23 protein-coding genes are annotated in these 20,927 nt (G+C 56.2%); 3 read left to right on the forward strand and 20 right to left on the reverse strand.

Translation table 11 applies throughout. The annotated features are described in order from the left end of the window. Positions 1-275: 275 nt before the first annotated feature. Positions 276-629 carry a hypothetical protein gene (locus QC823_RS06520; RefSeq protein ID WP_309655550.1) on the reverse strand — a complete coding sequence of 118 codons (354 nt, stop codon included), beginning with the start codon at positions 627-629 and terminating at the stop codon, positions 276-278. 904 nt (positions 630-1,533) lie between these two features. Here QC823_RS06520 and QC823_RS06525 point away from each other — a divergent pair. After that, on the forward strand, positions 1,534-2,556 hold the full coding sequence (locus tag QC823_RS06525; protein WP_309655551.1) for a serine hydrolase domain-containing protein: 1,023 nt from the start codon (positions 1,534-1,536) through the stop codon (positions 2,554-2,556). Here QC823_RS06525 and QC823_RS06530 read toward each other — a convergent pair. Beyond that, entirely contained in the window at positions 2,550-3,017 is a 468-nt protein-coding gene (locus QC823_RS06530) for a tellurite resistance TerB family protein (protein ID WP_309655677.1), read from the reverse strand. The genes QC823_RS06525 and QC823_RS06530 overlap by 7 nt on opposite strands. Positions 3,018-3,158: 141 nt before the next feature. Then, on the reverse strand, positions 3,159-3,437 hold the full coding sequence (locus QC823_RS06535) for a peptidylprolyl isomerase (protein ID WP_309655552.1): 279 nt from the start codon (positions 3,435-3,437) through the stop codon (positions 3,159-3,161). Between the two features lie 215 nt (positions 3,438-3,652). Here QC823_RS06535 and QC823_RS06540 point away from each other — a divergent pair, with 215 nt between their 5' ends. Next, positions 3,653-3,958, forward strand: a complete 306-nt coding sequence (locus QC823_RS06540; RefSeq protein WP_309655553.1) for a hypothetical protein — start codon at positions 3,653-3,655, stop codon at positions 3,956-3,958. Between the two features lie 53 nt (positions 3,959-4,011). Here the strand turns inward: QC823_RS06540 and QC823_RS06545 are convergent, their stop codons facing one another. The 5 genes from QC823_RS06545 to QC823_RS06565 are packed head-to-tail and all read right to left on the reverse strand — an operon-like array spanning position 4,012 to position 8,012. Further along, positions 4,012-4,584: a YqhA family protein gene (locus QC823_RS06545; RefSeq protein ID WP_309655554.1), complete on the reverse strand. Its 573-nt coding sequence runs from the start codon at positions 4,582-4,584 to the stop codon at positions 4,012-4,014. A 34-nt stretch (positions 4,585-4,618) separates the two neighbouring features. Next, positions 4,619-5,245, reverse strand: coding sequence for an exopolysaccharide biosynthesis protein (locus QC823_RS06550; RefSeq protein WP_309655555.1), 627 nt, complete (start codon positions 5,243-5,245; stop codon positions 4,619-4,621). Next, positions 5,238-6,236: a nucleoid-associated protein YejK gene (yejK, locus tag QC823_RS06555; RefSeq protein ID WP_309655556.1), complete on the reverse strand. Its 999-nt coding sequence runs from the start codon at positions 6,234-6,236 to the stop codon at positions 5,238-5,240. The genes QC823_RS06550 and yejK overlap by 8 nt, the downstream gene beginning before the upstream one ends. Before the next feature lie 49 nt (positions 6,237-6,285). Further along, positions 6,286-7,077, reverse strand: a complete 792-nt coding sequence (locus tag QC823_RS06560; protein ID WP_309655557.1) for an ABC transporter permease — start codon at positions 7,075-7,077, stop codon at positions 6,286-6,288. Beyond that, positions 7,074-8,012 (reverse strand): ABC transporter ATP-binding protein, encoded by a 939-nt coding sequence (locus QC823_RS06565; RefSeq protein WP_309655558.1) that lies wholly within the window; start codon positions 8,010-8,012, stop codon positions 7,074-7,076. Before QC823_RS06565 ends, QC823_RS06560 begins: the two co-directional genes overlap by 4 nt. Before the next feature lie 127 nt (positions 8,013-8,139). Here QC823_RS06565 and QC823_RS06570 point away from each other — a divergent pair, with 127 nt between their 5' ends. Further along, a complete protein-coding gene (locus QC823_RS06570) occupies positions 8,140-9,081 on the forward strand; it encodes an exopolyphosphatase (RefSeq protein ID WP_309655559.1) in 942 nt (313 codons plus the stop codon). Between the two features lie 8 nt (positions 9,082-9,089). Here QC823_RS06570 and QC823_RS06575 read toward each other — a convergent pair whose 3' ends face one another. The 12 genes from QC823_RS06575 to QC823_RS06630 all read right to left on the reverse strand — a co-directional run bounded on the left by QC823_RS06575 (position 9,090) and on the right by QC823_RS06630 (position 20,920). Next, positions 9,090-10,010: a hypothetical protein gene (locus QC823_RS06575; RefSeq protein ID WP_309655560.1), complete on the reverse strand. Its 921-nt coding sequence runs from the start codon at positions 10,008-10,010 to the stop codon at positions 9,090-9,092. Between the two features lie 237 nt (positions 10,011-10,247). Further along, positions 10,248-11,450 carry a molybdopterin molybdotransferase MoeA gene (locus tag QC823_RS06580; protein WP_309655561.1) on the reverse strand — a complete coding sequence of 401 codons (1,203 nt, stop codon included), beginning with the start codon at positions 11,448-11,450 and terminating at the stop codon, positions 10,248-10,250. Next, the gene (gene moaB / locus QC823_RS06585; RefSeq protein WP_309655562.1) at positions 11,443-11,964 is read right to left on the reverse strand and encodes a molybdenum cofactor biosynthesis protein B; all 522 of its coding nucleotides are present in this window, start codon (positions 11,962-11,964) and stop codon (positions 11,443-11,445) included. Before moaB ends, QC823_RS06580 begins: the two co-directional genes overlap by 8 nt. Positions 11,965-11,968: 4 nt before the next feature. After that, entirely contained in the window at positions 11,969-12,301 is a 333-nt protein-coding gene (locus QC823_RS06590) for a DUF1244 domain-containing protein (protein ID WP_309655563.1), read from the reverse strand. 118 nt (positions 12,302-12,419) lie between these two features. Continuing rightward, positions 12,420-13,475 carry a formate dehydrogenase subunit gamma gene (locus tag QC823_RS06595; protein WP_309655564.1) on the reverse strand — a complete coding sequence of 352 codons (1,056 nt, stop codon included), beginning with the start codon at positions 13,473-13,475 and terminating at the stop codon, positions 12,420-12,422. A gap of 11 nt (positions 13,476-13,486) precedes the next feature. After that, on the reverse strand, positions 13,487-14,101 hold the full coding sequence (gene fdh3B, locus QC823_RS06600; RefSeq protein ID WP_309655565.1) for a formate dehydrogenase FDH3 subunit beta: 615 nt from the start codon (positions 14,099-14,101) through the stop codon (positions 13,487-13,489). A 60-nt stretch (positions 14,102-14,161) separates the two neighbouring features. After that, positions 14,162-17,014, reverse strand: coding sequence for a formate dehydrogenase subunit alpha (locus QC823_RS06605; RefSeq protein WP_309655566.1), 2,853 nt, complete (start codon positions 17,012-17,014; stop codon positions 14,162-14,164). A gap of 23 nt (positions 17,015-17,037) precedes the next feature. After that, positions 17,038-17,238, reverse strand: coding sequence for a twin-arginine translocation signal domain-containing protein (locus tag QC823_RS06610; RefSeq protein WP_309655567.1), 201 nt, complete (start codon positions 17,236-17,238; stop codon positions 17,038-17,040). A gap of 67 nt (positions 17,239-17,305) precedes the next feature. Continuing rightward, positions 17,306-17,953, reverse strand: a complete 648-nt coding sequence (locus tag QC823_RS06615; RefSeq protein ID WP_309655568.1) for a TorD/DmsD family molecular chaperone — start codon at positions 17,951-17,953, stop codon at positions 17,306-17,308. A 3-nt stretch (positions 17,954-17,956) separates the two neighbouring features. Then, a complete protein-coding gene (locus QC823_RS06620; protein WP_309655569.1) occupies positions 17,957-19,699 on the reverse strand; it encodes a 4Fe-4S binding protein in 1,743 nt (580 codons plus the stop codon). 154 nt (positions 19,700-19,853) lie between these two features. Continuing rightward, on the reverse strand, positions 19,854-20,483 hold the full coding sequence (locus tag QC823_RS06625; RefSeq protein WP_309655570.1) for a DUF3306 domain-containing protein: 630 nt from the start codon (positions 20,481-20,483) through the stop codon (positions 19,854-19,856). Next, on the reverse strand, positions 20,480-20,920 hold the full coding sequence (locus tag QC823_RS06630) for a DUF3305 domain-containing protein (RefSeq protein WP_309655571.1): 441 nt from the start codon (positions 20,918-20,920) through the stop codon (positions 20,480-20,482). Before QC823_RS06630 ends, QC823_RS06625 begins: the two co-directional genes overlap by 4 nt. Positions 20,921-20,927 lie beyond the last annotated feature (7 nt).

Raw genomic sequence — 20,927 nt, forward strand, 5'->3', positions numbered from 1 at the left:
GTCGCTCAACCCGGTAAAAATGCACGAAATCGAGCGTAATAAACGGGCTGCTTAAGCGCAGCCATTTGGACAACTGGGTTGAAAATCACCGTTATCGAGCTATCTATCCATATGACATAACTTGAGCGCTAGCGGTTGCTGGTAGTGATGTCAAAAATCAAGATCACTTCAAACCAAATACACGGTAAGTGCGTTCGCGCAGTTCTCGCTCATCGCTTTGGCTGACTGCCGAAGCATCAGCGCAGGCGTACCCGACAACAGCTACTTGTTAGGCATCAGTCGCAGAATGTTGAGCTTCCGATTTTCGTGCAGGTTGTTCCGTCTGACCCGAAGGTTGTGTTGCCAATTCGGTTGACTGACGTACCGTCTGAGTTGAACTGGGTATTGCCGATTTGGTTAGACGATGTCCCATTAGAGTGAAACGTACTATTGCCAATGCGGGTTGAAGAGCTGCCATCAGAACCAAAGGTGGTATTGCCTATGCGGTTATAGCTCGTACCGTCGGAACCAAAGGTGGTGCCTCCGATATCGTTGTATGACGTACCAGGCTGGCCATGCAAATATCCATCAGCATGTACCGCGCCTGTGACACTGACCAGCAGCGCTGCGACAAGTGTTGTTTTCTTCATGGTATTTCTCCTTTGTGGTTGCCTAACGCCTCCAACATGCGCGGCTATAAAATGTAGGCGAATCCGCAATGTAGTAGATGTCGCTGTGCTTGGCCTTGTTAGCAATCAATTCTTACGTAAAACAACTCTATTTTTGTCTGAAATTACAACCTTGTAGGCGCGTAGCTTTTCAAGCCAGGTCCATCAAGCCATTCTCTCACTAATCAAAATTAGTATAGTTTGCTTAATAGCAGGCGTCTGCAGGAAATTACCGACACGATATGTAAGAGATAAGCCAAGGTGCTCAACCCCCCTGGTGGGTGCATACCAACCGGAAATGGCCAAGGCTAATGGGTAGGGGGAGTCGAATCGCCCTGGCGCTACAATCGGAAACCGCCAACATACCGCTGTGATACCGCTAACTCACCTGGCCACGCATGACCAATCGCGCCTGGTGGCCGGTATGGGTAGGGGGAGGTCGAATCCTTACAGCGCACACCCTGGCGAGTCCGCCGCCCCCATAAGATTCTCACACCCGCGAAATATAAAAATCAGCCTCACCACCTGGCAGGCGCCAAGGTTTATGCAGAGTCAGTAGCGCAACGGGAAGGCCACAAAACGCAACAGCTATGGAGGTTCGCAACAGCTAAGACACCGGCACCGAATAACGTCGATTTAACACGCCTTTTCGATTCCTGGTTTATCCACCGAATCAGGCTAAAAATAAGCCCAGCAGCGAGCACCGTGTATGCCCTGGTGTATGCCTAACCAAAGACAAAAACGTAAAGGCATTAAATAACAGTGACTTACTTAGTTGGTTCAAACGACGCCGCCACTTAAGTCGAAGAATCAAGCACCTACGGGTGTTTTTTTCTTTTCTGCCTCCCAAGTACCCGCCAACGCGAAAGCGATACAAGGTGTTGCAATGCGCGCTATAGCCCTACTGCTTACCTATACGTTTACTGCGTTTTTGGCGACTTTTGCGACCGCGAGCGAACCATCAGCCACTGCGCTAAAAGCGCTTGACCAACGGGCTGCAGAGTTTAGCCGTCTGCATGCCATAGTCATCGCCCACGACGGGGAAATTGTTCACGAGCTTCACCAGGGTGGCCCTGGAACAGCCGTTCCCGCCAATATCAAATCCCTTTCCAAAACCGTACTTGCGGCAATCACCGGTGCGGCGATTGAGGAAAGTATTATTGATTCTACCGAGCAGCCCCTAGTAGCGCTTTTAGGCCAACTACCTAGCGGGGTAGATCCTCGGGTAAACGATATTACCGTTTCGCACCTACTTTCCCTACAAGCAGGCCTGGAGCGAACATCGGGCAGCAACTACGGTGCTTGGGTGGCAAGTCAGCATTGGGTCAATGATGCATTAACTCGCCCCTTTGTTGATAAGCCCGGCGGGCGAATGCTTTATTCAACGGGCACCAGTCACTTGCTTTCCGCCGCACTGACCCAGGCCAGCGGAGAAAGTACCCATTCACTTGCCCAGCGCCTGCTTGGCAAGCCGCTGGATATTGCGATACCCCCGTGGCCACAAGATCCTCAGGGTATCTACTTCGGCGGCAATGATATGCGGCTCTCGCCAAGGGCGCTGGTGGAAATCGGCGAGCTTTACCGCCATAACGGCATGATCGATGGCAACCGGGTATTACCGGAAGGCTGGGTCGACGCCTCTTGGACACCCAGAGGAAGATCGCCCTGGACAGGCGATGGTTACGGCTACGGCTGGTTTATCACCACCCTGGTAGATGTACCGGTATACTACGGTAGAGGATACGGCGGGCAGGCGCTTTACGTAATCCCAGAGCGAGAAATGACCGTGGTGATTACCGCTGACCCTACACCCCCTTCGCCCGGCGGCGAGTTTCAGCAGCAATTGCATCAGCTAGTGGCGGGGCTGCTAAAAGAAGACGGGGGTTCAGCGCAACCAGCAGATCAATGATCCTTGGCGTTGTAATGCTCTTCTGCCTGTAATTTGCTACGAATAAAGTCACGATGCCTAACGTGTAAAAGATCGGCTAAACGCCGTATACGATGCTCTTCGAGCGGGTCAATATTGCCGTCTACCCAGGCCAGTTGCCACATTAAGGCCACCAGCTCACAGCGCTGCTCATAACCGTAATGTTGTTTAACCAGGCTAACAAATTGGTAATGATCGACGGCGTCATCCACTTCCGCTTCTGCCAGCGTCATTAACTCGCTGACCGCGCTATCGCTTAAATGGTAACGGCGAATTAACATCTGCTTGAGCGCAGCCCGCTCGTCATCGGTTTGATCATAGTCGGCGCGCATGACTTCGCAGAGCAACGCTGCCGAAGCAAGCTCTAGCGTTACGGTTTGGTTATCGCGCTGTTCTGGCGCTGCCAGTGCGCGTTGGAAGAAATGAGTAATCGCATCCAGCACGTTATTCGCTCCGGTGGCAAAGGCCTGTCGTGAAACCTGTTTTTTACGACTACAGATATCACGATTAGTGCCTGAAAAGAGCAGCACATGCACTCACGCCGCAGCCGTTAGGCCGCGGCGCTTAACGTCTTTTGGCTGCCATTAACTGCGGCTCGTAATCTCAAGCAGGTGATACCCAAACTGGGTTTGTACTGGCCCGTGTACCTTATTCAGCTCATCGTTAAAGACGACTTTATCGAATTCTGGCACCATTTGCCCCGGGCCAAAGCTGCCAAGATCGCCGCCCTGACGTCCAGAGGGGCAACTAGAATGCTCCTTAGCCACTTCAGCGAAATCACGACCGTTTTCAATTTCTTGCTTCAGTGCATTGCACTGCTCTTCACTGCTTACCAAAATATGACGGGCGCTGGCGCGTGCCATAACAGTCTCCTTAATAAAAAGCCCCAAAGCGGCATTCCAGTTTATCACGCAGATAAAGCAGCTGAACGGTTTCTGTTGCGTTGTTATTCGCCCTCACTCCTCGCTTACCGTTGCGCATGCCCATTAACTTCAACTACAACCTTGGTATTATAGAGACTTTCGTTTATAATGCGCTGCAACAAACCCATTTTGGGCTGTTTGCAGGAGAACATAGTATGCCTCCCGATACCTCTACCGCAGCACATGTACAGCGCAGTTTGCGCCAGTGCCTTTCTACCGTCGCCGAGTTGCTTTACAACCATGGCCACGTCTTAGAAACCGTTACTTTGCCGCATCGCGGTTTAGCACGTAACGACTTGTCGTCACTAAAAAGTAGCGCATCAGAATGGGCAACCTGCCAGCAAGTGCTAGAAGCAAGCGAAGCCGCCACATTTAACGAATACGGTCGCTTTGTGCTCACCAGCATGGGCCGCGAGCTGATGTTTGACATGTTTGGCGAAGGCGCGGCTGACTGCGCTTAAGCCATTAGCCGCCCTGACCAAAACGCCACCTTCGGGTGGCGTTTTGCGTTACCTTACTCGTCTTTATGCCCCAAGCTCATCAAGTAAAGCGCCGCGGCGAGCGCTAGCACCGAAAGCGCGAGATAAATCGCATCTAACGGCGTGTCGAAGCGAATATCCACCACCGCACGAAAGAACTCGATAATTACCGCCAGAATCACGACGCGGGCTATTTTATCTTTCAACTGATCCAGCGACACTACGTTAAACGGGTGCTTGCGGTTACTGGCTTCAGCGATATCGATCCGCGAAACAAACAGGCGGTACACACCAAGCCCAAAGATCAGCAGCACAATCGCGATCAGATAGATATCCACCGCAACAATAATATCGGGCACAAGGGAGTCGTGTATGTTGGTATCGCTGCCCAAAAGATAATAGCGAAGCGTTCCTGCCACCACTTTAAAGATATCGATGGTGCCAACGACAAACAAACACACCGAACCCAAAAGGCTTGGCACCACAGCCAGCATGACCAAAAATCGAGAGTTCCATAACCAGCGTTCCGTCTTCCGCTCCCAAGGGTGCTGCTGTTCGGGTGTTTTTATAGGGTTATTGTCTTGTTGATTGGGGGTGTGACCTGTCATTGGGCGTACTCCTGTCCTGTACGGTTTCGCTCCATTACAAAAGATTCGCCGCCACCACAATGATGGTGGCAGCAGTGATGCCAATACCTAGCAAAACCGCCAATCCGTCGCGGGCAACTAACCCGAGACCTAAAAGCGATAGCGCCAGCCCCGCCCCATTGGCAGAAAAGGGAATAAACTCCATCGGTGGCATGGCCAACGCAACAATAAGCGCCGTTAGCGCCGTCAAACGGTTCCCCCAAAAGTCGGTTAGCCACGGCAAGCGTATGCGCAGCCAGCGATCAATCCAGCGGGCTGGCTTTTTCAAATACGGCAGGGAACGATCGAACTTGGTGCGCGCAATATGCCGACGCAGTAGCCACTGCGGCAACCAGAATTGCTTTCGCCCCACCAGTAATTGCACGGCCGTCAGCAGTACAACTGCCGCCATCAGCGTCGGCATACCGGGAATATCGCCAATCAGTGGGGCCAAGGTAATCAGGCCCGCCACTAACAGCATCGGGCCAAATGAACGTCGGCCTACCGTATTGAGAATGTCCTCCACGCTCACGCGTGAGCTAACGCGTCCCATATGCTCAAGCATGACAATTAATTGCGACAGGTTATATGCCTGCGCCCCGTCGTCGCGATGCTGCTCAACCTCATCTCGCCTCTCAGTCACGGTGCTTGAGTTGCTCCTTAAGCTGTTTGGGCACCTGTTTAATAATCAGGCGATCGGCACTTTCATCATACTCCACGCTTGAACCTAGCAGGTGCGAATCAAAGCTGATCGATACGCCGCCGGCTCGGCCGGTAAAGCGACGGAACTGGTTGAGGGTGCGCTTATCCGGCGGGATCTCCGCTGCCAACCCATAATCGGCGTGACGGATATGCTCATAAAATGCCTTAGGTTGCTTTTCATCGACCACTTCCGAGAGTTCATCGAGCGTCATCGGTTCGCCGCGACGCAGCTGTTCGTTGGCGTACCCTACCAGCGCATCGGTCTTTTCACGGCTCTCCTCGTCTTCAAGGTCTTCTTTCTCTACGTAGTCGCTAAATGCTTTGAGCAACGTACGCGTCTCAGCGGGCGCATCCACTCCTTCCTCAACCCCAAGCCACTGCGCAATGACTTCAGCAAGCTTCTTGCCGCCACGGTCTTTTAAAAACGAGACATATTGCGTTGCCGCCTCCCCTTCCTGCCACTGAGTAAGGTTGATGCGCGCAGACAACGTTAGCTGGCGCGTATTGAGCTGTGCCGCCGGCTCCGCGTGGTGCGCGGCATTGAGGCCAATGCCGTCGCGCTGATGCACCAGCGCCAGGAATAGGGTTTGCGTTTCGCCCTGTTGCTGATGCGTAAATAGCAGATAACCCCCAACAGAGAGATGCTCGGCCAGTGCGGTACTCAAGCGCTCGGTCAACGTCTGGGTGAAGGCCGCAAAGTCTTGTGCTTCGTCTAGGTAGGCGCGCAGTTCATGGGCGAAGCCTTGCGCCTGCCCATCAACAAAGCGCCCCCACCCCTTAGGCTTAGTGTTGTACGTGGCGTTTAACTCGCCCACTAACGTTTCCATCGCCGCACTCTCTTGCGGATGCGGTTCGCTGGCGGCAGTAACGCTTAGGCGTTCGCCATCGAGCGTTGGATCGAGGCGATGAACAATACTTTGCAATAGCGGCATAGCGTGAAGCGTTCCCCACGGTGGCGTGTTAATGGCTTAAGACGCGTTTTTATGGTTTAAGACGATAGCCAGTGCGAAAAATCCAGGCGATAGTGGCCAAGCACACAAGCAGAAAGAGCAGAATCATGACGACGCTGGCGACGATGCTCACGTCGCTGATGCCGTAAAAGCTCCAGCGAAAGCCGCTCACCAGATACACCACCGGGTTTAACAGCGTCACGCCTTGCCAAAAAGGCGGCAGCATATCGATGGAATAAAAGCTGCCGCCGAGAAAGGTCAGCGGTGTGATCACTAAAAGCGGCACGAGTTGCAGCTTATCAAAGCCATCCGCCCAAATACCGATGATAAAGCCGAGCATGCTAAACGTTACCGCCGTGAGCAGCAAAAAGAGCAGCATCCAAACCGGGTGGGCAATTTCCAGCGGCACGAAAAACCCGGCAGTGGCCAGAATAATAATCCCCAGCACCACCGACTTGGTCGCCGCCGCGCCAACATAGCCGATGACAATCTCAAAAAACGAAATCGGCGCGGAGAGCAGCTCATAAATACTGCCGGAGAACTTGGGGAAGAAAATGCCGAACGAGGCGTTGGAGACACTTTGGGTCAATAGCATCAGCATGATCAGCCCAGGCACAATAAAAGCCCCATAGCTCACCCCGCCAATCTCCTCGATACGCGAGCCGATTGCCGCGCCAAACACGACAAAATAGAGCGAGGTGGAAATCACCGGTGACACCACGCTTTGCAGCAATGTGCGCCGGGTGCGCATCATCTCGGCCATGTAGATGGCACGAACTGGATAAAGATTTAAATGGGATACGTTGAAACGAAAGAAATTCATGTGCGCTCCTTGACCAAGTCGACAAAGATATCTTCCAGCGAGCTCTGTCGAGTATGCAGATCTTTTACGCCGATACCGGCCGTATTGAGCGCACCCAGCAGCGCCGATATGCCGTCATCACCGGCTTGCTGTGAGGCGCTTTTATAGCGGTATATCAACTCATCGCCAACCTCATTTTGCGTTAGCGCAAAGCCAGAAAGCGCCGGCGGCAACGTGTCTAGGGGCTCAAAGAGCTGAACGGTGAGCTCTTTGCGCCCAAGCTTTTCAATCAGCGCGTGCTTCTCTTCCACCAACACGATCTTGCCGTGGTTGATCACGCCGATGCGATCCGCCATTTCCTCGGCTTCCTCAATGTAGTGCGTGGTGAGAATGATGGTGACGCCGCGGTCGCGCAACTCGCGCACCACCTCCCACATTTCGCGGCGCAACTCCACGTCAACGCCAGCGGTAGGCTCATCGAGAAACAAAATACGCGGCTCATGGGAAAGCGCCTTGGCAATGAGCACACGGCGCTTCATCCCGCCAGAGAGAGTAATCAGCCGATTGTTGCGCTTCTCCCACAGCGTCAGGGCTTTGAGCACTTGCTCGATATGGCCCGGATTGGGCGGCTTACCGAACAAACCACGGCTAAAACTCACCGTGTTCCAGACAGTCTCGAACGCCTCGTTGGTCAATTCCTGGGGCACCAGCCCAATGCGTTCACGGGCAGGACGGAATTCCTTAACATTATCAAAACCGTCCACCCACACCGTGCCTTGCGTGGGCGATACCAGCCCACACACCGCACTAATCAGCGTTGTTTTGCCTGCGCCGTTAGGGCCGAGCAGTGCAAAAATCTCACCGCGCTGAATTGACAGGTCCACCTGCCGAAGCGCCTCAAAGCCCCCAGCAAAGGTCTTGCTCAGGCCTTCGATACGTATAATAGAATCGCTCACTGCCTGCTCCTGGCACCGAAAATGGATAAGACCTCGATTGTACGCACATACCACCCGTTCCCCTACGTGATAAGGGCTGGTATCGTCTTATGACTTTTTAAACTGAATACAACGTTAAGGATGGTTCATGACTTCTACTAACACCCGCAAATTCCGGCTTGTCACTCGCAGCGACTTCGACGGTTTGGTTTGCGGCGCCCTTCTGAAGCACTTGGATTTGATCGACGACATTACCTTCGTCCACCCAAAGGACATGCAGGATGGCAAGATTGAGATCACCGATCGCGATATCACCACCAATTTGCCCTACGTGCCCGGCTGCCATCTGGCCTTTGACCACCACTTAAGTGAAACCCTGCGCAACACCGAACGCGCTGATAATCACATTATCGACCCTGATGCGCCTTCTGCGGCCCGTGTGGTGTTCGACTATTACGGCGGCCACGACGCCTTCCCGGCGCGCTGGGACGACATGATGGACGCCGTCGATAAAGGTGATTCCGCGCAGTTCAACAAAGACGAAATTCTTGACCCGCAGGGTTGGGTGCTTCTCAACTTCATCATGGACGCGCGCACTGGCTTAGGGCGTTTCCGTGAGTTCCGTATTTCCAACTATCAGTTGATGATGAAGCTGATTGACTACTGCCGTGAGCACACCATCGAAGAGATCCTCGCGCTTGATGACGTGCGCGAGCGTGTCGAGCTTTACCGTGACCACGAAGATAAAGCGAAAGAACAAATAACCCGCTGCGCCACGGTTCACCGCAACCTCGTCGTGCTCGACCTGCGCGACGAAGACACCATTTACGCCACCAACCGTTTTGTGGTCTACGCGCTTTACCCGGAGTGCAATATTTCCATCCACGTCATGTGGGGTTTAAAACAGCAAAATACCGTGTTTGCGATTGGCAAATCAATTTTGAACCGCACAAGCCAAACCAACGTGGGCGAGCTGTGCCTTGAATACGGCGGTGGTGGTCACCTTAATGCTGGCACCTGCCAAATCGACAACGATAAGGCCGAAAGCACGCTCACCGACATTATCGCCAAGATCAACGCTGACGGCTGACACCTTATTTACGCGGCGCTGATACGATTCAGCGCCGCGCTATGCCTACCTAAACGTTCAGGCGCTTTATCCGCTGCCGGCGCCGTTAAAAAATGCCGGCCTCCTACCCAGTAAAGCGGCTGACTCAGCGTCACTTCCTTCGGCTCGCCGTGCATCATGCACAGCAGCACGTCATCACTCTCGGTAGGGTGCCAATGGGGTAAAAGCTCAAACGGCGCCTGCTGTGAGCGACGCGCCGCCACCACTCCGATTTCTGGCTGACAGTGGAGCTCAATCACCTGCGAGACGCCTTTCGCCAACAACGTGCGATACGTTTTTACCGCGAGCGGCTCGGTGGCAATCGCGGTGACATTCATCGGCAGCGCCGGCAAACGCTGGGCTAACTGATGCCAGCCCTCAGCGCTGGTTACCATCGCATCGCCCGGCATCAGGGTGTGCAATGCATTGGCATAATCAAAAAGCGACAGCGAGCGCCACCCTGCTTGCTCCGGCAACAACAGGGTAAACATAAACCCTGAGACGGTTTGCGGTGAAAGCCAGTGGATCACGGTGCGCGACGCCGATGTTGTCGAACCTAACAGCAGCTGCAGCGCTTTCGCCTCGTCACACAACGCTCCCGCATCGTGCGGATGCTGCTCTGGGAGCTCAAAGCTAAACGCGCCAGCGGCAGAAAGCTCATAAAGCCATAGGGTCGAAAACCGCGGCGCCTCAGCGCTAAGTGAGCGAGCCCATTCATCTAGTGTGACAGCGCTGTCGGGTAATAATGTTTCCGTCTGCTCGGGGGTGAGATCAAAAAAGCGCTGGATATCGTGGCGTAGTTTAGGCCAAGCCGCCGTACCGACGGCAGGCAACATTCCCGTGTCAGAGCCTGCTTGCTCAGCCAATGAGCGCAATAAACGCAGAAGTGACGAACTTGAGAGCGATAACATAATGCGTCCTGATTAATTAGCTTGCGCCGTTGTTCCATTTGGCCGCGAGCTTACGACCATGTATTACTTCTGTCAAAGAATTAGCCTTATTAAGGCTGTCTATGGCGCCACCCATCACACTCAACCAACGGATAAATCGCGTTTATTTAATTCGCTCCCAAACGGCATACGCTATACGAACGCCAAATAAAGAAAAGCTATACACAGTTTACGCCTTAGCGACGCAGCTCTAGTGATTCACCCCTCAAGCCACAAGCACGTCACTCGATCCCCTTCATTGACTTGGGCATCAGGCGGTATCACCGCAAACGCATTCGCCGTGATACAGGTCGACAGCACCCCCGAGTTTTGATCCTCAAATGCCTCTGCTAACGCCCCTTCCGGCGTGAAGCGCAGCTGCACACGCATATAGTGCTGGCGAGGGCCGGTTGAGGTGGAAAACCCCGCGTGGGCGGTGACCTCAGGCAACGACGCCAGCGCCGGGGTTGCCAGAAGCGCCCCCATCAACGGGCGCAGAAACAGCCAAGCGCCCACAAAGCTCGATACCGGGTTTCCCGGCAGCCCCACAAAGCGCGCCCCTCCCCGAGAATTGGGTAAGCGCCCAAGCGCCAGCGGTTTGCCAGGGCGAATCGCCAGCCGCCAGAGATTAAGCTCACCCAGTTGCTCCAGCGCCGCTTTGACGTGATCCTCCTCGCCGACGCTAACCCCGCCGGTGCTGACCACCACATCGGCGTCTTCAGCGGCTTGTTGCAACAGCCCCACGGTCTGAGCGAAATCATCCGGCACGCTGACCAGGCTGACCACCTCAGCGCCGAAGTTTTCTAGCAGGCGTTTAAGCATCGGGCGGTTGGAGTTATAAAGCTGCCCTGGCGCCAACGGCTTACCTGGGTCGACGATCTCATCGCCGGTCGAAAGCAGCGCCACCTTAGGGCGCCGACGCACATCAACCTCTACCACGCCCTGCCCTGCCAAGTGGCCTAGGGCAGCGGCCTCCAGGCGAGTGCCGGCGGTCAACAGGGTCGCGCCCGTTTGCACATCACGCCCGCGCCGGCGGATGTTATCACCTGTCGGAATATTCGCTGGAATATCGGCGACGTCGCCGTCACGCTCGACGCGCTCCTGCATGACCACGCAATCCGCACCCGGCGGGATTTCACCGCCGGTAAAAATCCGCGCACAGGTGCCAGGGGCAAGCGGCGTGGCCGACACCCCCGCCGCAATACGCTGGCTCACCGGCAACCGCTTGCCAGCATCAGCGGCGCGTAGCGCGTAACCATCCATCGCGCTGTTATCAAACCCCGGCACGTCAAGCTGAGCGTTAACGTCCTCGGCCAACACACGCCCAGGCGCGTCCGTAAGCGCGATGCGCTCGCTTTTAAGCGGGTGAATGTCCGCCAGCAGCGCAGAAAGCGCGTCGTCGATCAAAGCCAGCTCAGCCATGCTGACCCCGCTCGGGAATCACCAGGTTGGCAAAGTTGCAGGGCTTGTGGCGGCTGTCGAGTTGCTCGGCGAGAATGCCGTCCCAGCCGGTGCGGCAGGCGCCGGTGGAGCCTGGCAAGCAAAAAATCACCGTGGCGTTGGCAAACCCGCCAAGGCAGCGGCTTTGGATGGTGGAGCTGCCGATTTCCTCGCCGCTGAGCAAGCGAAACCGCTCGCCAAATCCTTCGATGCGCTTATCGAGCAGCACGGAGACCGCCTCAGGCGTGGAGTCGCGGCCGGTAAAGCCGGTACCGCCGGTGGTGATAATGACCTGCACCTCGGGGTCGGCAATCCACGCCGACACCAGCGCGCGGATCTGGTAGACATCGTCCGCCACGATACGCTTTTCCGCCACCCGGTGGCCGGCACTCGTGGCCCGCTCGACCAGCGCTTGGCCGCTGCGGTCGGTCTCTTCGGTGCGGGTATCGGAGATGGTCAGCACCGCTACGCTTAACGGGATCATTGCCTGGCTCATGTCGTTACGCCTCCTGATCTTGAGAACGGGCTTTTTTCTGCGCTTGGCGGGCGTCGAACGCTTCTAACTGCTCGGGCGTTGCGGGCTTTTGGTAAGCCGCTTTCCACTCGCTGTAGGGCATACCGTACACGTACTCGCGCGCCGCTTCGTAGTCGAGCGCTTCACCGCGCGCCTCGGCGGCACTGACCAGCCATTTGGAAAGGCAGTTACGGCAGAAATCGGCCAGAATCATCAGGTCGATATTCTGAACGTCTTTATTGTCATCGAGGTGTTGGAGCAGACGGCGAAAGGCGGCGGCTTCGAGTTCAGTACGGGTAGCATCGTCAAACTGCTGCATGGTGACTCCTGAATATAAGAAAACGATTAACGTGCTGAAAGGATAACAAAAGACACCGCCTGTAGGCGGTGTCAAAAGTCGAACGCATCATTAATGACTCATCACTAAAGGATACAAATTAGCTGGGCCGTGATGGTTCGGCGTCACCCGGGCTGTTATCCCCTTTTTGTGCGGCGATTTCCTCTTCCGAAAGCGCCTGATCCTTGACCTCTTCGTACCACAAGTTGTGGTGCTCTTTGGCCCAGGTTTCATCCACATAACCGGTGGTCATACCTTCCAGCGAGCCTTCGGTGCCGAGGGTGCCGATATAGATATGCCCCAGCGCTACCGCCGTTAAACCGAGTGCACCCACCGCATGGATGATATTGGCCCACTGCATGGTGTCGCGTCCCTGGCCATAGTTGGGGAAGTCGAGCACAAAGCCACTTGCGATCACAAGCAACCCGACGGTTGCCAATAACCAGTACCACGCTTTTTCCCCACCGTTGGCAAAGCCGGCATCCACGTGGCCTTTACCGATCATGCCGCCGCCTTTCTTGAACCATATCAAGTCATGCTTTTTCGGCATATTGTCTTTGAGCAGTTTGAGCAGCAGCACCACCAGCAGGATGCCGAAGATGGGACCCAGGTAGTTGTGTAGCAGCTTGGAGCCGGAAATCATGCTGGCCCAAAACGCATCGCCAAACAGCGTGCGAAACACAAACTTGCCGTACAACAAATTCAAGCCCGTCAGCGCCAGCACGATGAACAATGTCGCTACCGTCCAATGTAGCGACCGCATCAACAGCGGCCAGCGAAACAGCTTTTTACCGGTTCGCGGCTCATCCAGCTGTTTACGCCCCACGATAAGGTAGAACAGCGTGATCACACCGGCCATCCCCAACACCACAATCAACCCATACGGGGATACCCAACGGTTACGCAGCTGGCGCCAGGTTTCTCCGCTGGCGTTGATGAGGTTGTAATTACTGTCAGCACGCGAATCACGGTAGTTGGCACCGGTTTCACCGCTGCGGACTTGACGCCACTGATCCGCATCAATGGCAGGGGCCGCAGTGGTCATCTCGCGCTCAGGGTCGGCCTGTGCTACCGCAAGCTGAGTAAACCCCAGCGTTGCCACAAGCACGAGTGCCAGACACAACCACCGCCACAGGTCTGAACGTATCAGGTTCATGATGGACCTCCTTACCCTTTACGGGCAGCATCATAGGCGAGGTTGTCCGCACTAGCCCGTGGGTTGTTGGACCAGGCACCGTCTTCATGGCCACGCTGCACCACACGCTGACGGAAGATGTCGGCCACTTCTTGAGCATCGCCGGCGAGCAGCGCCTTGGTGGAGCACATTTCCGCGCATAGCGGTAACTTGCCCTCGGCGATGCGGTTGGCGCCATACTTTTCGTATTCCTCTTCTTTGCTTTCTGCTGGGCCACCGGCGCAGAAAGTACACTTGTCCATCTTGCCGCGCTCGCCAAAAGCATTCTGTTTGGGGAACTGCGGTGCGCCGAACGGGCAGGCGTAGAGGCAATAGCCGCAGCCGATGCACAGGTCTTTGTCGTGCAGCACGATGCCGTCATCGGTTTTATAGAAGCAGTCGGTCGGACAGACGGCCATGCAGGGCGCGTCGTCGCAGTGCATACACGCCACCGAAATCGACATCTCGTCGGCTTCACCATCGTTTAGGGTCACCACGCGGCGGCGCTGAATGCCCCACTCGACCTCGTTGGCGTTTTTACAGGCGGTGACACAGCCGTTGCACTCGATGCAGCGCTCTGCGTCACACATAAATTTCATTTGAGCCATGGTGTTCTCCTTTAACGGCGCGGAAATGGCTCCCGCACCGTTGGTACGTCAGGTCTGAGCTTAGGCGCGTTCAATACGACACAGCGTGCATTTTGTTTCCTGCATTTGTGTCACGGTGTCGTAGCCGTAGGTGGTTGCGGTGTTCGCCGCTTCCCCTAATACATAAGGCGCTGAACCTTCAGGGTAACGGTCGTGCAGGCTTTCGCCTTGGAACATGCCGCCAAAGTGGAACGGCATGAAGACGACTTCCCGCGCGACACGCGGCGTCACCAGCGCTTTCACTTTCACGCGGCCGCCTTCAGCCCCTTCAACCCACACCATATCGCCATCGCGGATGCCGATATCGTTAGCCAGTGCCGGGTTGATCTCGACGAACATCTCCTGCTGTAGCTCAGCGAGCCACGACATAGAGCGCGTTTCTTCACCGCCGCCTTCGTACTCCACCAGGCGACCCGAGGTCAGAATGATCGGATAACGATCGCTGTTGTCGTTTTGCTGGATGCTCTGGTAAAGCGTGGGCAGACGATAATGTGAGGCCACGTCGTCCCACGTCGGGTAATCCTCGACCAAATCGCGGCGGCTGGTGTAGAGCGGCTCGCGGTGTTTGGGGATCGGGTCGGGGAAAGTCCAGACGTTACAGCGCGCCTTGGCATTACCAAACGGCGCACAGCCGTGCTCGATAGCCACGCGCTGGATACCGCCGGAAAGGTCGGTTTTCCAGTTCTGGCCTTCGGCAGCGGTTTTTTCTTCAGCGGTCAGGTCATCCCACCAACCCAGGTCTTTAAGCATCTGGGCGGTAAATTCCGGGTAACCATCCTCAATGTCAGAACCGGCACTGAAAGAGCCGTCAGCCAGGATATTCTCGCCATCACGCTCCACCCCGAAGCGGGCGCGGAACGTCAGGCCGCCTTCAGCCACCGGTTTGCTGGTGTCATAGAGAATCGGCGTTCCGGGATGCCCCATCTCGGCGGTGCCCCAGCAAGGCCACGGCAACCCATAGTAGTCACCATCGGCGGGGCCACCTTGACCCTTGAGATCGCGGAAGCTGAACGTGTGCCAGTTTTGCTGGTGCTCTTTCAAACGCTCTGGGCTCTGGCCGGTGTAACCCACCGTCCACATACCGGCGTTGAACTCACGGGTAATGTCTTCAATTACCGGCTCGTTGTTTTCCACCCGTATGTTTTTAAAGAGCTCCTCGGCAAAGCCTAGCTTCTGTGACAAGAGATACATGATCTCGTGGTCAGGCTTGGACTCAAACAGCGGCTCAATGACTTTATCGCGCCACTGGATTGAGCGGTTAGTCGCGGTCACGCTGCCGGTGGTTTCAAACTGTGTTGCCGCAGGCAGCAGATAAACGCCGTCGGTACGGTCGTGCATAACGCCAGCAACGGTGGGGTAAGGGTCGACGATGACCATCATTTCCAGCTGCTTCATCGCCTGTTGCATTTCCGGCCCGCGGGTTTGCGAGTTAACCGCATGCCCCCAGTAGAACATCGCTTTCAGCTTGGAGCGCTGGGAGATGTTCTCGTCCTCTTCCAACACGCCATCGACCCAGCGCGACACCGTAATGCCGCTTGAGTGCATCGGCTTGCCGTCAACGTACTCAGTGTCATCAAAGCGGCTTTGTAGCCACTCATAATCCAAGCCCCAAACGCGCCCCCAATGCCGCCAGGCACCTTCGGCCAGGCCGTAGTAGCCTGGCAGCGAATGCGACATAAGCCCCAAATCGGTGGCGCCTTGCACGTTGTCGTGGCCGCGGAAGATATTGGCACCGCCACCCGATTTGCCGATGTTACCCAGCGCCAGCTCCAGGATGCAGTAAGCGCGGGTGTTGTTATTGCCGGTGGTGTGCTGGGTACCGCCCATACACCAAACGATACACCCGGGGCGGTTATCCGCTAGCCGCTTGGCCGTGTCATACATCGCCTCTTCGGGCACACCGGTAATGCGCTCAACTTCCGACGGCGTGAAGTTCGCCACTTCGGCGCGCACTTCATCAAGGGCGTAAACGCGCTGGTTGATGTATTCGCTATCTTCCCAGCCGTTTTCAAAAATGTGCCACAAAAGCCCCCAGATAAAGGCAACGTCAGAACCGGGGCGAAGACGCACAAACTTATCGGCCTTGGCCGCCGTGCGGGTAAAGCGCGGATCCACCACAATGATCTCAGCGTTGCTACGCTCTTTGGCGAGCAAAATATGCTGCATCGCCACCGGGTGAGCTTCACTCGGGTTAGAGCCGATAAACATGATCGACTTCGAGTTTTGGATATCATTGAGCGAGTTGGTCATCGCCCCGTAACCCCAGGTATTGGCCACGCCGGCAACGGTGGTGGAGTGACAAATACGCGCTTGGTGGTCGGTGTTGTTGGTGCCGGCGAGCGCAGCGAACTTGCGCATCAAATACGCCTGCTCGTTATTGAACTTGGCCGAACCTAGCCAGTAGATGCTATCCGGGCTGTACTGCTCGGAAAGTTCCAGCACTTTGTTGCCGATCTCTTCGATGGCATCGTCCCAGCTCATGCGCTGCCATTCGCCATTGACGAGCTTCATGGGGTATTTCAAACGACGGCTGGAATGACCGTGCTGACGCAAAGAAGCGCCCTTAGCACAGTGGGCGCCGCGGTTAATCGGATGATCAAAGGCAGGCTCTTGCTTGGTCCATATTCCTTCCTGAACCTCGGCATACACGCCACAGCCGACCGAGCAGTGCGAGCAAATGGTCCGTTTGGTTTCCACTGGCGAATCCAGTACCGGGGTTTTATCCGCCGATTCGGCGCGCTGCATCATGGGAGCGCCCATAAAGCCAGCCGCAGCGACACCACCGGTAGCCGCCCCGCTACGCTTTAAAAACTGACGGCGGCTGATACCCAGACCGCTCGCCTTGGACGCGGTTGTTTTGCGAGTTAAACGCATGGCAATTCTCCTGGCGTTGGCCGTCAATCACGCAGCGTCGCGTAGAAGGCTCGGATATGGTCGGTTTCACGGTAGTTAACCGATTCTTTATCGCGCTCATTGGCGGGGGCGTCGGCATTGGCCAAGGTGACATGGCCTACCGCGGCGGCCGCACCGGCAGCAGCGGTACCTAAACCCACGGTTCTCATGAACCGGCGGCGCTCAGGGTTGTGTGACTTCTGCATGGGGCTCTCCTCTTTCATGCCAGGTCTTTTATACTATTATGCATGGCAGGCAGCGTTGACCGAGACGCTAGGGCTGCGGCTCAACGATACGCACGGGCACCTCACTTGCCGCCACGCGCAAACGTGCCTGTTCGCTCTCCATAAAAGCGCTGCCTAATTCGCCTAGCGCTGCATAGAAAGCAGTATCCACCTGCGCTAGGTCACCCATACAGCTGGCAGCCCAAGGCGCTAAGTGGTGGTAAAAAAATCTCCCTTGCTCGTGCTCATCCGCGTCCATCGTGTCCGTGTGAACCAACATGGCCATGACTTCGCACAGCGCCGCTAAGTGGTCCTCCGGGTCGCGGGTATGTTCGCTACGTTCAATGCCGAGCGTTTTCAAATCTTGGCGCAACGCAACGAGCGCGGCTTCCATCAGTTCGCCCTGGCGGTACCACGACGCGTAAGGCGTGATCTCGCCCTGAATTACGCCGACCAAATGACGAAAATGCGCGCGCTCCAGCGCCTCAGGCGTTGCTGCGGCCGCCGCCTCTGCCAAGCCTTGCCACGCAGCGGCAAGGCGGGTGCCATCACGCTCGATTTCGAGCTCGGCTAACCAATCAAGCAGCTCAGCATCGGGGGCCTGGCGTAAAAGCGCCGCAAGCAGCGCGTAAATATCGGCCCGTAACGCGCGCTCTTCAGCCAACGTATTGTGGGATAATGGCGTCTCATCGCTCATTGCTTACACCTTCAATTGCGCGTTGGGGTCACGAGCCAAGGTCTGCCAGACGTCTTTTACGCGGCAGTCTTCGCACATTTCGAGGCGCGCCATGGCGTCACCGGCAAAATAGGGGTGATCCGCCAGCTTCTCTTTGATCGTGGCAACGGTGCTTACCGTGGCAAACGGCTTGCCGCAAGAGATGCACGCAAACGCGGCTTCTTCATGGCAAACGTGCCGTTCGGCGCGTTCGGACGCGGCGAGAAAGCCAGGCTCCAGGGTGATGGCGTTTTCCGGGCAGGCCTCCTCGCACAGACCACACTGCACGCAGTCCGCCTCCAGAAAACTCAGCGCTGGTTGATCGATCCCGGCTTTCAGCGCAGGGGTCGGACAATTGCTCACACACGCCATGCACAGGGTACAGGCGTCGCTATCCACGTTAATGGCGCCATACGCCGCACCACTTGGCATGGCATGACGCTCTCCGCTGGGCTCGCCTAAGCCCGCCAACCGGCTCAGCACTTGGTTAAAGCGTGCGCGTTTTTCCGGCGCGTTAAGCGTGAGCGGCTCATCAGTGAGGGGCAAATGCTTGGGCATCGCGCTTTGTGCCTGGGGGTCATCTGCCGCAAGCGGCTGAATGCGATCCGCGTCAAGCCCTAGTGACTCAAGCAGCGTACGCGCCTGTGCGACTTGCTGGCCGAGAAACGCGGTTAATCTGGCGGGCATATTGGCGTGATACTGCAGGCGAATCTCGCCGGCGCCGGCAGCCAACCCGGTCAACCACTGGTCGTGGCCGGCAGCGCCAAGCTCCTCAAGCGGGACATCAAGCACGTGCCCGGCGACATGAGAGCCTGCTTGCTGCTCTTCCTCCAATGTGTCGTAAGTCACAAAGCGCAACACCGGCGCACTGCCACCGGCGTCGCGATACGCGGCAAGCCAGGTTGAGAGTGTCTCCTGCTGACGACGGGTTTCGGGCAAGCGAAACTCAATCGCCCCGGTGGGGCAGGCGCTGGTGCAGCTGCCTACGCCCTGGCAAAGGAAAGGGTCGATTTCAATTTGCGATTCAATGCGCCCTTGGTGGCTTGAAATCGCATCGGCCGGGCACACATCCAAACAACGCGTACAGCCAACATTGCCGCTAGACGAGTGGGCGCAAAGGTCGCTATTGACTTGGAAATAGCGCGGTTTATCAAACTCACCCACCAGTTCAGTAAACTGCTCAAGCGCGTCGCTGCGTGCCTCTACCTGCTGCCAGTCAAGTACCACGTAGCCAGGCGGCGGTAACTCCACCGGCAGGCAGGGCGTGGAGTTCACATCGAGAATCATATCGAACGTTTCGCGCTCAATCAGCGCGCGGGCAAGATCAAGCGGTTCATCGCCATTGATCTCCACCTTAAACGCACCTAGATGGCCGCTGATACGCAGCTTTTGTGCTTGAGCGCGGGTTAGCGCTTGAGTAGTGAGCGTCTCGGTGGCCGCGAGCAGATCATCATCGCTACTTTTTCCGTTCGCTTCTGCCTCGTCTGTTTGGGTGGCATTGGGCGCGGTAAAGACCAGCGTCAATGACGCCAGCCCCCGCCCTTGCAGAGCGCGGGCGGCTTGTCGGGTGTCGCGCTCACTGCCAAGCAGTAGCGCATGACCCCGACTGTGGTAGGTCACATTGGCGGGCGTTAGATTGACTGGCCAGGAGATGCGCTGACGCACCGCCTCTTTCGCCTGGGCGTTACGTGCGTCATCGACTGACGCCACTTGGATATGTTGGTTCATGTGTTCTCACGGTCAGGTGTCTTCTTGTTATATGTATGAAATATGCTTTTCTATATTAATAAAGGCTATTTTAATATAAGCCGTTGGTGATATCACGCTGAGTTAATCTTGTTATTTAGCGTATGGCGAAAATGGCCTACTTGCCAAACTATTTTCAACGGTGGTCATGCTGTTCAACGTTTGAATAATATTCGCTGTGTTTATCATCGGTGTCGTCTTGCGTCTCTGGCACCGTGTCATCTTTTTGAGACGGTTCGGGCTCGGTATCAGCGTGCTCGGGATCAGCGTGCTCTGCGGGCTTCTCATCCAGCGCTTCCTCGACTTTTTTGGTCCACTGGCGCACTTTATCGGCCATCTCCGCCGCCATGGGCTTCATTTGTGCTTTGAAGTCGTGATCGTAATCGTTAAGACCATCGCGCACGTTGTAATCACCGGTCGACCACAGCCGCCTAAGCGCTTTTCGCCGCAGCGCCGAGCTCACTCCGGGTGACATAAAAGCGCTGAAATCACTCCCTGCGGCTAACGTGTCGGGGTCAGGTAGCGTGTGATCCAAGCTTCCCGGCTCGAGCGGCGCGGTGGCCTCGTGTGTTTCATCGGCCGCATCACCTCCTTCTTCACTGCCCTCTTCCACCTGATGGAAACGTTCGGAATCCTTAAACTCATTTTCTGCGGACGTGACCGCCTTCTCAAGGGGAGGCGTTTCAACGCGCGACGGAGTGTCATCAGATACCTCGTCCACGGGCAAGCCGCGCTTGGCCCGCGACCAGCGTTCAAAACGGCTCATTGCGGATTCTCCTTGGTTGGCTGTTCTTTGGCACGGCCAGCCCCTTTGCGCTTTTTCTTGCGCCCTTCGGGTGGCGCCTCACCGTGGCGGGCAAGATACCCTTCGATCCACATCTGAATCGCCATCGGCATCGGCGCTTCCAGCACTTGCTGCTCGCCGTCCATCCAGCTCGCGGCGACGTCTTGGCTTGCGCTGATGGCATCAGGCGATGGGTCCTCCCCGGTAAACCCGGCACGCACAAATAAACGCGGTGCTTGCGAGGTTAGGTTAAAACGGTAAGCGGCGCGCTCGGTCATGGTCAGCTGCAGCCACAGCGTGTAAGGGCCTTCTTCGCCAGGCGTGAGCGAATCAATTCGCCATTGGCGCAGGCGAAACTTACCCACGTGCTTCTCTTCTGCCGTAAGCGTTACGCTCAGCGGCCGTGTATTGTCAGACATCACGCGA

It is taken from the genome of Vreelandella vilamensis (genome assembly GCF_031451755.1).
Taxonomy (GTDB): Bacteria; Pseudomonadota; Gammaproteobacteria; order Pseudomonadales; family Halomonadaceae; genus Vreelandella; species Vreelandella vilamensis.